The following is a 13,212-nucleotide window of genomic DNA, read 5'->3' on the forward strand; positions in this document are numbered from 1 at the left end:
CATGACCGACTCCTTATTTCGCATCCTCGCCCTCATCCGCAAGGAGCTTCTGGCGATCCTGAAAGATCGCAAGAGCCGGGTCACGGTGTTCGTGCCGCCCATTTTGCAGTGCCTGATTTTTGGCTACGCCGCCAGTTACGATCTGAACCATGTCCCCTATGTGCTGCTCGATCGCGATCACAGTGCGGCGTCGCGGGCCTTCATCGCCACCCTCGATGGTTCGGGCACTTTCGATCGTATCGCCACGCTGCAAAACGCTTCCGACATTGCCGACCCGATCACGGATCGCCGCGCTGTCCTCGCGGTGATCATCGACCGGGACTTCGAGCGCCAATTGATGGCGGATGGTACCGCCAAGGTCCAGGCGATCGCCGACGGGCGCAACACCAACACCGCCGGAACCGCGCAAGGGTATGTGAGCACCCTGGCCGCGAACTTCGTGCAGAGGTGGCGCCAGGAGAACGGCGTTACGCCGCCGCCCGGCATCAAGGTGACGCCCCGGGCGTGGTATAACCCCAACCTTGAGACACAGTGGATCATGATTCCCTCGTTGATCGGGACGATCACCATGATGATGACGATGAGCCTGACCGCCATGTCGGTGGCTCGCGAACGGGAGGCAGGCACTTTCGAGCAATTGCTGGTGACGCCTTTCCGTCCCTACGAGATCATGGTCGGCAAGGCATTGCCGTCGATGATCGTCGGGCTGATTCAGGCCACCTCGATCCTGCTGGTCGCCCAGCTATGGTTCCAAATTCCCTTTGCGGGCTCCTACTTCGTGCTTTACCTGAGCCTTGCCGAGTTCCTGGCGGCATCGGTCGGGATCGGCTTGTTCCTCTCCTCCATCGCCCGAAACATGCAGCAGGCCATGATCGGTACGCTCGTGGTGATGATGCCGTTCATGCTGCTGTCCGGCTTGACCACGCCGGTGATGACCATGCCGGACGCACTCCAATACCTTACCGCCGTGAACCCGCTCCGTTATGCCATCAGCATGACGCGCCAGATCTATCTGGAGGGTGCCGGCATCGTCCAGCTGCTGCCCGAAATGCTGGCACTTCTGATGATTGCGGCCGTGACGCTGCCCATCGCCGCCTGGATGTTCCGCAACAAGCTGGCTTAGTGCGGACACAGTAGAACGGCAGGCGATGGTCTGGATGAAAAAACGCACAACAGATACACAACGACATTGAACACCAAGCTCCAATTTTCACTGTCACTATTCGCAATGAGCCTGGCGGCATGCACGGTAGGTCCAGATTATCGGGCGCCTGTTCCGGCCGTTCCGGATCGATGGCACGCAGATGAGAAGATCGGCGCCGATCTGCTATGGGCCAAACCGGAAAATTTGAAGGCATGGTGGCGAGCCTTCGGCGATTACGAACTGGATCGCCTCATGGATCGAGCTTTGGCGCGCAATCTCGACGTGAAAATCGCACTGGCCCGAATCGAACAGGCCCGAGCCGAACGGAGCAGCACCCGCGCAGAACTGTTTCCGTCGGTCGATGTGACGGGGGGCGTGCAGCGCCAAGATAACCCGATGCCCGGCCTGAGGCCGGGCATACGCTACAACCTGTTCGAGATCGGCTTCGATGCCTTGTGGGAAATCGATCTGTTCGGACGCCAGCAAAGGCGCCTCGAGGCGGCCTCGGCGGAGCTGGAAGCGGCCGGTGACCAATACGCTCAATCCCTGGTGACGTTAAGCTCCGAGCTGGCGCGTAGTTACATCGACTACCGCAACGCTCAGGCCCTGCTGGCCATCACCCGATCGAACCTGGACAGTATGCGGCAGACCCTGGCGCAGACCGAAAGGCTGCTGCAAGAGGGCATCGGAACCCGCCATGATGTGGTGCGCGCCAAAGCCCAAGCGGAGACCACCGAGGCGCAGATTCCCACCCTGGAAGCCGGCAAGACCGCTGCCCTGCGTCAATTGGAAGCGCTGGCGGGCCAGCAGCCCGGTGCGCTGGCCGCCGAGCTGGATGCGCCCGGTCCCTTTCCCGAAGCACCGGGGCAAGCCATGCTCGCTTCGCCCGCCGATACCATCCGCCATCGGCCTGACCTGCGCGCCGCCGAGCGCCAGTTGGCGGCCGCTACGGCGATGCAGGGGGCGGCTATCGCGGAGCTGTTTCCGAAAATCTCGCTGTCGGCGTTTCTGGGATTGCGAAATACCGATATCGAAAGTTTGTTCAAGTCCGCGGCGTTTTCCTATGGCAACGCCGCCAACCTGGTGCAGCCCTTGCTCAACTTTGGCCGCATCAAGGCAGGAATCAAGCTGGCCGAGGCCAAACAACGGGAAGCCTATTTTGCTTACGAAAAGGGTGTGCTGGAGGCGCTCAAGGAAACCGAAACCGCGCTGACTCGCTATCTCAAGGAAGAGATCCGACGTCAAACGCTGGCACGCGCGGTGGAGGACCAGCAAGAGGCGGTGCGTTTATCCCAACTGCGCTTCGAAGCCGGCGTCATTTCCCTGCTGGACGTGCTGGTTGCACAACGCGCCCTGTATGCGGTGGAAAGTGAACTCGCTAATTCACGAGCCCTCACTGCCGTTAATCTGATTTCTCTGTACAAATCTCTGGGAGGCGGGGCTAACGCCACGCCGCCGCTGGTTGCTGCCGACGGCAAGAAATCATGAGTTTGTGAGTCATCGGCGCGCCTGGCTCGAGAGGGGTAGGGTAACGCATTTTGCTGGCCGGTGGTTCTTTATCAGCTCGGCATGTCCGGCTGAGCTTAACCTCAACCTGGCGTCAGACCAGCCGGCTTAGATGCGTCAGAGTAGAGTCGATTTAAGCCTTTTCTGATATGCCCGACGTGTGCTCTAAGCTTCAACCTGACACCCCGTACCCTTGGCGTCAATGCCGTTAAGTTAAGACGAATGACGTCACCCCGGCAGGGAAGGGTGGCTTCGGTGCTCCAATCGCAAACGGTCATCCCAGGAGCGCTGGGATGACCCTTCCAATCGCAAACGGTCGCTTTAGTCGCGACCCTTCCAATCGCAAACGGCCTGGCCGGGAGCGCCGGCCACGCCCTTCCCGAAGACACCGTTTGCGATTGGAATGCCGGGGTCCAGACGCTATGGATGGCAGAGGCCTCTCACTTCCTTGTGCACTGGATTCATGCCGCACAGTCCCTGTGCGGCACCCTACGGGCGCTTCGCGTGCAAATCGGCCTCGCCACGCTACGCCGTCCCGCTTCGCTCGCGAGTCCTGGGCAGTCCTTCCCTGGCCTGCCCGCTCGCCGCATTGCGCCTCGCCCTGCCGATTTGTCCGGCACAAATTTGCCAGGAGCAAATTTGGACGTGCGGAGCACGGTCCGTAGGACGAACCCCAGGGATGGGGTGAGCAATCCCTGCCGGAAGGGGCGTTCTGGCGCTCCCAGAACGACCGTTTGCGATTGGAATGACGGCTTAACTTAACGGCATTGACCCTTGGCGTACAGGTTTTTCCGTTTTCTGCACCGGCCCCATAAAGCGCTGGGACTGCAATCCGCGCGATTTCAGTTAAGGGACGATCATCCCAGCCGGCTTTTAAGCCGGGTCAGCGTCTCCATCCGCTCATGCAGGACGGCAATAATGCGCGGTGGTTTTTCTTCCGGATGGATATAAAAAATATAGTGGTGTTCACAGCGGCTCACCCTGACCTGGGGATACCGCTCGGAAAAGCTGCGCGAAGGCACGGTCCGGGCGGCGATCTCCCGAAGATGCTTGTCCAGCAGCCCGGCATAGCGTAGGGCTTGTCTTTGACGCCATTGCTCTAGCGTGTAACGGGCAATCTCCCTGAGGTCTTCCTCAGCGGGGGCGGTTAATTCATAAGGGAGCATTCCCTTACCGCGCTTCCCGATGGATTTCCTCGAAGATCTGTTCGACCGATTTGTGGACGGCGGCGTCTTTCGCAGCCTTGATCCGTGGTTCCAGGAAGGCTTCCAACTGGCGAAGCGCTTCGTCTTCATCCGCTGCCGCGATATCCGGTAACACGCGCTCCAGAACATAATCCTTGATGCTCTGACCGCGCAAAGCCGCCACAGCCTTGAGCCGTTGATGTTGTTCCGGGGTCACTTCAATCGATAAACGCATCATGTCCTCCTGCTGGATTAAGGCACTGTCTAGCTTAGCGTGATAAACAACATTAGCACAAATGAACATTTGTTGTTTAGATTATTCCTGAGCAATCCGCCGCCCGTTTTCCGGCGGATCCGCGCCAGGTGCCTATCGAGGGCCTCTTAAGCCGCTTGCCGGCACACATCGAGACCCAATACGCCTCCACGCCAGCACTGAATTTAGCATGCGACAAGTTTCCCGATCGCGAGCGATGAGAGACCGCAGGCCTTAAGCGCCGGCCAGGTAATCGCGGACCATTTGAATCAACAGCCAGCCGAGCATCAAGATCACCGTGACAAAGATCATCGCGCCGAAGAACTCGATCACCCGGAGGATGCCGACCTACACGAGCATGACGGCGTGATACGGCAGAGCGAGGACTCTAGCGACCGCTCGAGCGCCGGTTCACGTCATCCGCCCCGCCCGAGCGATAGGCGCGACCGCCGCGATTGCATCGGTGCGCGTGGGCCAGACCAGGCGTGGACCCTTCAGCGGCGCCCGTGCGCGGCGCGCCGTTCCCGACCGAAACGGGACAACGTTCGCCCTGTTCAGGCCTGGCTTTTTCGCCATGGTTTACCCCTGTTCTATGATCGGCGCTCGCGCGTGGGTGACCGGATCTTTGAGGCAGGTGGTCATCACTGTGGCCGCAGCCCCTCCCACGTCGCCGGCTAAGAGGCTGACCCCGACGAGGATGGCCAATTGCTCGCGGGCACTGCGTTGCATCGCCATGCCCGCTGACGCGCTTCGGATGGCGCTGTGGCGCCGGCAACCGCCGCGCGGCCAACTGCTGCATCATTCCCAACCGGGCGTGCAATATGCCAGCCGGGTGTTTCGGGGCCTGCTACAGGCGTATGGCATGACCGGCAGCATGATTCGGAAAGGTGGTTGTTGAGTGGGGTGTCCGCTGCTACTTGACCAGGTCAGCCTATATTGCCGAATAGGAAGATAGATAGAAGGATAGATCAAGAAAATATAAAGGATACTTTGTCAGGCAGGGGACGTGTGGTACACCGTAACGGATGATAAACAAAAACCGTTTAATTGTTTGGTGGGCATAAAGGAGAGACCGATGTTAAGCATCGAGAAGGCAAAACGGGAGGATGCTCGGGCGGCCTGGGAGATAAGGAATACTGCCGTCCTCAATCAATGTGCTGGCCACTATTCCGGCGATGCCCTAAAAGTGTGGACTGGTGGTATGTTAACGGAGGATTTCATAGATCACGTCGAGAAACATTTCTACGTGGCGAAGTATCACCACCAAGTGGTTGGCACGGGCATGATCAATATCGATACCGGAAAAATTGACGCCGTATTTGTCCATCCAAACCACATGAGAAAGGGCATAGGAAGGGGGATTGTCACATTCCTTGAGGAGATCGCCTTAAGCCATGGGTTGGAGACGCTAAATTTGGAGTCGACGTTAAACGCCGCGGCGTTTTATCGAGCATGCGGTTTTAAAGGAGATGAGATTGCTACCTATGTCTCTCCACGAGGTATATCACTAGACTGCATCCCTATGATTAAGGATATCTCGCCCAACAACCGCTTGCAGCCGACGTCGGCGGCTGAAGCGGGGCGATAGGCGCCAGAAAGATGTCTCGCCTTTGCATCATTTTTGACCTTGACGGCACGCTGGTGGATAGCGAGGGCCTGTGTAATCAAGCGTTCTTGGATCTGCTGCCTGAGATCGGTGAAACCCTCGAGTCAATGGTCGAACGATACCGGGGGACGAAACTGGCGCTGATACTCGCTGATCTTGGGGCTCGCATCGGTCGACCGCTACCTCCGAATTTCGAGGCGACCTATCGCGCTCGAGTCAGCGAGCTTTTCCGGATCGACCTGCGCCCTACACCCGGCACTATCGAGATGCTTGAGACGCTCAGCTATCCCAAGTGCGTTGCGTCCAGCGGCCCTCCGACCAAAATCGCCGAAGCCCTGCTTTCAAGCGGCCTTTCGAAATACTTCGGCGACCATGTGTTCAGTTCCTATGAGGTGGGTTCGTGGAAACCGGATCCGGGGCTGTTTCTCCACGCAGCACGGTCAATGGGATACTCTCCCAATCAGTGCATCGTCGTCGAAGACAGCCCTGTCGGCCTACAAGCTGCGGCAGCCGCTGGAATGACGGCGATCCACTACTTGCCTGGGTCACAATACAGCGAAATGTTCGGACAGTCTCATGCAGTCGTTGGCCGTATGGCTGACCTTCCTAGGCTCATCGATGCTGCATCGCAGGGCGTCTAACCTGGGGTTCGAGCGGAACACAGCGGCTGGCGCCGGCGTGCCCGCTAAACTTCGGTTTACAGCCGGAAAGGAGGAGTTACGCCTATGCGCCACCCAGTAGTTGTTGCTGCCACCTGGATGGTTGGCGCTTTACTCTCATTTTCCGCGATGGCCGTTGCGGTACGCGAACTTTCCGCGAACTTTGGCACGTTCCAACTTCTTGCCATCCGCAGCCTCATCGGCTTGGCTGTTATCTCGGCCATACTCACTAGAGTCGGTTGGACGCAGGTCTCGTTTCGGAACGTTAGAATACATCTCGGGCGGAACTTCGTTCACTTTTGTGGGCAGTTCGGTTGGTTCTATGCCATTGCGTTTGTTCCGCTGGCGGCGGTGTTTGCCATTGAGTTCACCGTGCCGCTCTGGACGGTGGTATTCGCGGCACTACTGCTGGGTGAGCGTATCTCCCCGAGTCGGGGGCTGGCGGTTGTTCTAGGCATCGCCGGTGTTTTGGTTATCCTTCGTCCCGGCTGGTCGGTCGTTCATCCGGCGGCGCTTGTAATGCTGGCCGGCGCCTTTGCGTATGGACTGTCTCATACGCTGACCAAGAAGCTGGCGGGGCGAGATACACCGCTGTGCATTCTCTTTTACATGATGTTGATTCAGTTGCCTCTAGGTTTGGTGCCAGCGGTGTTTACTTGGGTTACCCCTGCAGCAGCACATTGGCCTTGGCTCATCGTGGTCGGCATTACCGGGCTCAGTGCGCACTACTGCATGGTGCGGGCACTTTCCCTGGCGGATGCCTCGGTAGTGGTGCCCTTAGATTTCCTGCGCTTACCACTCATAGCTCTGGTTGGCTACGCGCTTTACGGTGAGCGTGTAGATGAGTATTTGGTTTTGGGCGCGGGCTTGATACTGGCAGGCAACTTTATCAACCTGCATCGGGAGCGGAAGAAAATTAAGCCGCTAGAGCCCATTCCGCAACCACGAGCCTGATTTTGCTCTAACGAGTGCGTCAAGCCGACAAGCCCTCTATGGTTACGCCGTTCGGGCCTTGCGGCTTACGTTGGCATTATTGCTTCGGTAATTAAAAGGCGATTTTCAGCAAGCACAGATCAGCGCAAGTGATTGATCTACAGTGCTACAGGAATTAATTGGAAATTCATCATCAGGAGGAGGGATGAATTGTGTATCAAATTTCGATTGTCATCTTTGATGAGTTTACGGATATCGATTTTTTCTTAATGAGAGACATCCTGGGACGGACAAGAACAGACTGGAAGGTAAGAGTTCTTGGAACAAAAAGCACCCACACGTCTACGCTGGGTATGACGGTAAAAACCGATGGCCATGTATCAGAGGCAAATGCCTCTGACGTGGTTTTGTTTGTTAGTGGTTATAAGGGTGTGCCAGCCGCATTGGAAGATGAAGAATTTGTGTCTTCCTTCAAATTGAATCCACAAAAACAACTCATCGGCTCGGTCTGCGCAGGTTCGTTCATTTTATCCCGACTTGGTTTATTGAAAGGTATCAAAGCGACAACGCATCCAGATGCTAAGCCGGGTCTTGTGGCTATGGGTGTCGATGTTCAAGACAAAGCGCTGGTAGTGGAAGGCAATATTGCTACGGCGGGCGGGTGCTTATCGGCGCTATATCTGACCGGGTGGTTGGCTGAACGTTTGTGTGATGAATCCAAGCGGCGCGAGATACATAGGCAGCTCGTTCCGGCAGGGCAGGCCCGCATTTTTGAGGAGCTCATTAAGTCATCCATTGAGGCTGCGAAGGTAAGCGAATCGCATAACACAATGCTCCAGCCGGCGTCAGGGCGCGACGCAGCCTTCCGCGGCTGAGCTTGGCGTTAGGCACCAAGAAGGTTTGGCCCCTGTCATGGCGGAACTGATCGAATTCGAGACTAAGCGGCTTCGTTTGCGGCAGTGGCGGGAAAGTGATCTTGAACCTTTTGCCGCCATCAATGCCGATCCGCAAGTGATGAAGTTCTTTCCCAAACCTTTGGAGCGTCGGGAGAGTGACGAGATGGCGGATAAGATCCGCTCGCTCATTGAACTGCGTGGCTGGGGATTCTGGGCTGTCGAGGTTAAAGGCGGTGAACCTTTTATCGGCTTCGTCGGACTGCATGTGCCAGCCCCGGCATTGCTATTCTCGCCGTGTGTAGAAGTTGGTTGGCGGCTTTCAGTAACCCACTGGGGCCGAGGGTACGCATCCGAGGCCGCCCATGGTGCGCTGCAGATAGCATTCCTGAGGCTCGGCCTGCCCGAGGTTGTTGCCTTCACCACCATGGGCAATCGGCGGTCTCGCCGGGTCATGGAGCGTCTTGGCATGCAGTATAGCCGCGAATTCGAGCATCCGGATATGCATGATGACAGCATGCTCAGGCCCCATGTACTGTACAGGCTTCACGCTGCGTGCTTCAGGAAGGCCGCCAGCAGGCAAGAAATTGAAGAGAAAGGCAAAAGAGCCTAACTACCGCTTTCGGGCACCACCGGGGTCAGGTCTTCCACACACGCCCACACCCTGTCATCTCCCCCCATGGCAAGACCTCTCCGCATCGAGTTATCCGGCGGCCTCCATCACATCACATCACGTCCCGTGGCGATAGGCGCGAGGACATTTATTTTTCCGATATCGACCGCGAGGCTTGGCTGGCGTTGCTGGGGCAGGTTTGCGCGCGGTTCAACGGGGTTTGTCAGGCTTATTGCCTGATGTCCAATCACTATCATCTGGTGATTGAAACGCCGGAGGGCAATCTCGCCCGAGGCATGCGCCAGCTCAACGGGGTTTATACGCAAATGGTAAACCGAACGCACGGGCGCGTCGGGCATGTTTTTCAGGGGCGATACCAGGCGATTCTGGTGGAGAAGAACAGCTATCTGCTGGCGTTGGCGCGTTATGTCGTGCTGAATCCCGTGCGTGCCGGGATAGTCGGCGATGTCGGGGATTGGCCGTGGAGCAGTTATGCGGCTATGGTCGGCTTGGCGCCCTCGCCCGCCTGATTGCAAACCCATTGGCTACTGGGCCAGTTTGGCCGGCAACGCAAGCGTGCAATCGCGGGGTATATTAATTTTGTGCGGGCTGGCGTTGGCTTGCCGAGCATTTGGGATCATCTGTAAGGCCAGATTTATCTGGGTAGCCCTGAATTCATCGAGCGCATGCAATCCAGCCTTGCGCCGGATCAGCCGCTGGATGAAATCCCCCGCATGCAACGGCGGCCGATGGCGAAGCCCTTGGCGCATTATCGAACGGAATAGGCCGACGATCCGCGCACCGGCATGGCGCTGGCCTATCTCACCGGCGATTATGCGATGAAAGCCATCGCTCGGGAATGCGGAGTTCGTCGATCTCATCCAAGACCACGGCATTCGGATCAGCATGGGTGGCAAAGGCCGCTGGGTCGACAACGTGTTCGTCGAACGGCTGTGGAAAAGCGTGAAATATCAGGAGGTCCACTTGCATGCTTACGACACGGTTTCCCAGGCACGAGAAGGCTTGCAGCGGTATTTCAAGTTCTACAACGAACGTCGACCCATTCATCGCTTGACGGCAAGACCCCCGATAGCGTGTACTTCGATCCGCTGCCCATTCAACAGGCAGCCTAAACCGCAGAAGCCCACTTAGGATCGGGAAAATTCTGTCCAGAAAACCGGGGCCACCGCTGATTTCCAGTTCGAGCCCATCATTTCAAAAAATCGAAGCCGGGCTCATAGGGCAACAAAAAGCAGGTTTTTCTACAGCTTCGTTAGACTGCAGGCTGCAACTGAAGAGAAGGTGAAGTATGCGAGCCTTTGCACAAAAACAGAATCAAGCTCAAAAGCCGGCATCCTCAAGCCTTGCCCGGCCTCGGAAGACGATACTTGGGCCGCATCATCATGAGCATCATATCCTCCTTCTGCAGCGCGCGATCGGGAATCAAGCCGTACAGCGGCGGTTAGAAGCAAATACGGTGAATGTCGAAGGAGACTCGACTACTACCAAAATTGCCCGCTTCGGTCACGATTTCAGCCGGATACCCGTATACGCTAAAGTGCCCATGAAGACACAGACAAAACTGACGGTTAAGACTCCAGAAGACGTATACGACCAGGAAGCGGACCGGATTGCCGATCGGGTGATGGCAACGGCAGCGCACTCCGTCGTTATCGGCGCGCCACCAGGTATCCAGCGCTTCGGCTACGGCTTTTCAAGGCTGCGGGTGCATTCCGGCATCGGCACTGCTCCCGGGGAACTGGACCACCCACCCCTCCGCATCAGCGCGCGCATACCCACCACCTTGCCCGCCGCGACACCCGCATGGACAAGGAACGGCGAAATAAACCTCGGTCCCGCCGGTCTGTTCATGCCGCCGCGGGAGCAACTCCGGATGCTGCGTCACGAAGCCTTCCACCGGCTGCATCAGCGCATCGCGCCCGTCAGCGATGCACCGGAGGCGCGCCTGCGGGCCGAGCGGCTCGCGACCCAAGCGGAGACGGGCGCGGCGCTGCTTCCCGTTGCGTTGCCACCCGCGCCCGCGCTGCTGGCCTTCCCGCCGCAGAAGTATACGCCGTGGGACAGGGTCTGGATCGGCAACGACGCCATCATCGGCGAAGTGACGGAGGGAGGGGTCGCCGCGCGCATCTTCCTGAGCTACAAGGACCTCGGGATCACGAAGGCGCCGGAATCGCAGACCTACCACTGCGGCAAGCACGATCCGGCGCCGATCCCGACGCTGGTCAAGCGGATGCGAGCCGCCGCAAAGCAGGCCGCCGTGCTCAACGGCAAGATCACGGACAGCACCTACTCGCTGAGGACCAGCGTGATCGCCATCTCGAAGGGCGCGAACAGCGCATTCCGCGTGTTCGGAGGCCAGGGCGTGCTGGTGATCAAGCAGGAGGATTCCTGGGAGGGAACCATTGCCCACGAGGGCTCGCACGGGATCTTCGCCTTCCACCTTGGCGACCGCGTCCCCAAGGGCGCGCCCGACCTGCTGGCCAAGGGAGTGGCCGAGCTCTTCCTCGAGCTGCAGAACACCGCGCCGGTTTCGCTCCCCAGCGCACCGTTCGATGCGAAGCACCTGCCTCCGCTGAAGGACGACGGCAAGACCACGACCCATCCGGCGGGGCTGGTGATGGTCGCCGACACCCTGTGGGCTGGCGGCGGCGGACATCCTTGGGACAACGCGGACGAGTTCTTCGCCAGCGCGTTCGGCATGTATCAACAGAAATCGCTGTTCGACCAGATTGTGCGGCACTACGGCAAGGCGGATCCGAAGATCCCGCCACTGGCGAAGAAGCTGTCGGCCCTGCTCGCCGCGGTCGGGGACCCGAAGGCCGTCGCGGGACTCAAGGTGCCGTCGAGCACGAAGGCGGTCGATGCGGAGCTGAAGCGGATTCAACCCACGCCGGAGGTCGTCGCGGGGCTCGACGCCTCCGTCGACCTGCTGCTCGATCCCACCACGCTGCGCGGACCACAGACGATTTTGTGCCCCGGCGCTAAGCCGCCCACGGCCGGAACAGGGGCGGCCAGCCAGAAAGCGACAGGGCCATGAAAGCCATGCTACCCAGAGCGAGCTAGGGATTTGCCCTCACTCAACAGCTTGTTCCTGCAACGCAAGTGTCCATGCGGCTCCAGGGGCGACTTTTCCAGAGTTCTTGGGCGGAGTACATAGCCACAGCCACGACTGCGCCTAACAACGGCATCAACCCGACGCCCCGACGCTGGCTTTTTGGGAAGTAGTCTGTGGTCCTGCCCCGTCCTTCTGTTGCCGAAACCGGGCACGTCGACCGTGGTATCGAGTTTCACCGTCGCGCCCAGCGGCCAAAGAACGCCGAACAGCCGTTCGTCCGCCTCCTGATCAGGCGGCGAATCCGGGCTGTCCAAGGTTTCATCACCGCTCGCGCCCGATGCACATGTTTCTTCCACCGGCACGCGAAAGCTCGTCGCGGTGGCTTCGGCCCGCGGTTCCAGATCGATGGGATCGGGCTCCGGCAGGGGCGATTGCTGCTCGGCCGGCAATTCGTCGATGGCCGCCAGGGCCATGGTTGCCAGCGTGGCGCGGACCTCGACGACCAGCCGTCCGCCGGCCAGATAATTGGTCGGATAGATCCGGGAGACGCCGAACTCACCTTCGTAGCGGCCCTCGTCGTACTGGTCCAGCAAGGTATCCTTGACGGCGAATTCGCCGATCTCGGTCACCAGCCGTCCGACGGAAAAGGTGCCGTTACGGCCATGGATGGCGCGAATGTACAGGGTTCCGCTGAGTTTGATCACCCTGAAACCGACCAGCACAGCCTGGCGCGCCTGGATGGCCGGCATCAATTGGCGGACAACCGCTTGTGCATCCTGGCCGTTCACCCGGCAATCGAAGCGGGTATATTCGACGGCATCCGCCGCGCCGTGCAGAGCGGATACCTCGACCGCCAGAAACGGCTGGCCGCGTCTGATCGGGGCCTCACGCACGCGGTTCAGATAGCCGACGCCGGTGATATGAAGGTCGAAGTATTTTTCGTCGGGTGGGTTCATGGGGTTTCTCCTATAGGCATGAATGAACCGGAGAAATCCCGACCCGACCGGGGTATGGGTTCCCCCGGAGAAGGTAGAAGATGCCTGCGGCGCTCCCGAAGGAGCGACCATCGTTCGAGCAGGCCCGCGATGGTGAAGGGTGCGACTGAGCCGCAGTCGCCACGGTTGAAACTCCTCCAGAAGCTGCCGAAAACCTACTGCGCGCCGCCATGACTGCGTTGCTCCAGGGCTCAAAATGCTGATGAAAAACTTCCTTGTTTTTCACCCGAACGGGCGCGCTTTCGCGCGTCCTACTTCTCTCCCGGAGAAGTAGTCATGTACTCTATGTACACTCCGGTTTTTCGCCCTTCGCGCCTTGTCCTGCCGGCGCTCGGCACGGTTTTTACCAG

14 protein-coding genes and 2 pseudogenes are annotated in these 13,212 nt (G+C 58.8%); 11 read left to right on the plus strand and 5 right to left on the minus strand.

Translation table 11 applies throughout. The features are described 5' to 3' along the window. Window position 1: 1 nt before the first annotated feature. Together B2A78_RS24325 and B2A78_RS24330 are read left to right on the plus strand one after the other, a co-directional pair. Window positions 2-1,123: an ABC transporter permease gene (locus tag B2A78_RS24325; RefSeq protein ID WP_077732640.1), complete on the plus strand. Its 1,122-nt coding sequence runs from the start codon at window positions 2-4 to the stop codon at window positions 1,121-1,123. A gap of 66 nt (window positions 1,124-1,189) precedes the next feature. Further along, complete coding sequence (locus B2A78_RS24330) at window positions 1,190-2,632, plus strand: efflux transporter outer membrane subunit (protein ID WP_346425859.1); 1,443 nt, start codon at window positions 1,190-1,192, stop codon at window positions 2,630-2,632. An 875-nt stretch (window positions 2,633-3,507) separates the two neighbouring features. On the opposite strand, the gene B2A78_RS24335 is transcribed toward B2A78_RS24330, so the two are convergent. From B2A78_RS24335 to B2A78_RS26230, 3 genes are all read right to left on the minus strand, one after another. Next, window positions 3,508-3,816 (minus strand): type II toxin-antitoxin system RelE/ParE family toxin, encoded by a 309-nt coding sequence (locus B2A78_RS24335; protein WP_077732642.1) that lies wholly within the window; start codon window positions 3,814-3,816, stop codon window positions 3,508-3,510. 4 nt (window positions 3,817-3,820) lie between these two features. Further along, on the minus strand, window positions 3,821-4,072 hold the full coding sequence (locus tag B2A78_RS24340) for a DUF1778 domain-containing protein (protein WP_240502665.1): 252 nt from the start codon (window positions 4,070-4,072) through the stop codon (window positions 3,821-3,823). 594 nt (window positions 4,073-4,666) lie between these two features. Beyond that, window positions 4,667-4,816, minus strand: coding sequence for a hypothetical protein (locus B2A78_RS26230; protein ID WP_168175546.1), 150 nt, complete (start codon window positions 4,814-4,816; stop codon window positions 4,667-4,669). Between the two features lie 13 nt (window positions 4,817-4,829). Here B2A78_RS26230 and B2A78_RS26785 point away from each other — a divergent pair. The 7 genes and pseudogenes from B2A78_RS26785 to B2A78_RS26790 form a co-directional block, all read left to right on the plus strand. Beyond that, window positions 4,830-4,982 (plus strand): annotated as a pseudogene (locus B2A78_RS26785) (IS3 family transposase); the annotation flags it as partial. A gap of 180 nt (window positions 4,983-5,162) precedes the next feature. Then, entirely contained in the window at window positions 5,163-5,675 is a 513-nt protein-coding gene (locus B2A78_RS24345; RefSeq protein WP_077732644.1) for a GNAT family N-acetyltransferase, read from the plus strand. A gap of 11 nt (window positions 5,676-5,686) precedes the next feature. Further along, window positions 5,687-6,334, plus strand: a complete 648-nt coding sequence (locus B2A78_RS24350) for an HAD-IA family hydrolase (RefSeq protein WP_077732645.1) — start codon at window positions 5,687-5,689, stop codon at window positions 6,332-6,334. 84 nt (window positions 6,335-6,418) lie between these two features. Continuing rightward, window positions 6,419-7,306, plus strand: a complete 888-nt coding sequence (locus B2A78_RS24355) for a DMT family transporter (RefSeq protein ID WP_077732646.1) — start codon at window positions 6,419-6,421, stop codon at window positions 7,304-7,306. Between the two features lie 191 nt (window positions 7,307-7,497). Beyond that, the gene (locus tag B2A78_RS24360) at window positions 7,498-8,160 is read left to right on the plus strand and encodes a DJ-1/PfpI family protein (protein ID WP_077732647.1); all 663 of its coding nucleotides are present in this window, start codon (window positions 7,498-7,500) and stop codon (window positions 8,158-8,160) included. A 37-nt stretch (window positions 8,161-8,197) separates the two neighbouring features. Next, on the plus strand, window positions 8,198-8,791 hold the full coding sequence (locus tag B2A78_RS24365; RefSeq protein WP_077732648.1) for a GNAT family N-acetyltransferase: 594 nt from the start codon (window positions 8,198-8,200) through the stop codon (window positions 8,789-8,791). Between the two features lie 161 nt (window positions 8,792-8,952). Further along, window positions 8,953-9,321: a transposase gene (locus tag B2A78_RS26790; RefSeq protein ID WP_240502667.1), complete on the plus strand. Its 369-nt coding sequence runs from the start codon at window positions 8,953-8,955 to the stop codon at window positions 9,319-9,321. Window positions 9,322-9,336: 15 nt separating this feature from the next. Here the strand turns inward: B2A78_RS26790 and B2A78_RS26795 are convergent, their stop codons facing one another. After that, window positions 9,337-9,672: a hypothetical protein gene (locus B2A78_RS26795; RefSeq protein ID WP_240502666.1), complete on the minus strand. Its 336-nt coding sequence runs from the start codon at window positions 9,670-9,672 to the stop codon at window positions 9,337-9,339. Between B2A78_RS26795 and B2A78_RS24375 the strand changes: the two are divergent. Then, window positions 9,656-9,924, plus strand: a pseudogene (locus B2A78_RS24375) (integrase core domain-containing protein); the annotation flags it as partial. The gene B2A78_RS26795 and the pseudogene B2A78_RS24375 sit on opposite strands and share 17 nt — an antisense overlap. Before the next feature lie 344 nt (window positions 9,925-10,268). Further along, window positions 10,269-11,849 (plus strand): hypothetical protein, encoded by a 1,581-nt coding sequence (locus B2A78_RS24380; RefSeq protein ID WP_168175547.1) that lies wholly within the window; start codon window positions 10,269-10,271, stop codon window positions 11,847-11,849. Window positions 11,850-11,857: 8 nt separating this feature from the next. Here the strand turns inward: B2A78_RS24380 and B2A78_RS24385 are convergent, their stop codons facing one another. After that, complete coding sequence (locus B2A78_RS24385) at window positions 11,858-12,823, minus strand: DUF3275 family protein (protein ID WP_077732650.1); 966 nt, start codon at window positions 12,821-12,823, stop codon at window positions 11,858-11,860. Window positions 12,824-13,212: the final 389 nt, after the last annotated feature.

This window comes from Methylocaldum sp. 14B (assembly GCF_002005105.1).
Classification (GTDB): Bacteria; Pseudomonadota; Gammaproteobacteria; order Methylococcales; family Methylococcaceae; genus Methylocaldum.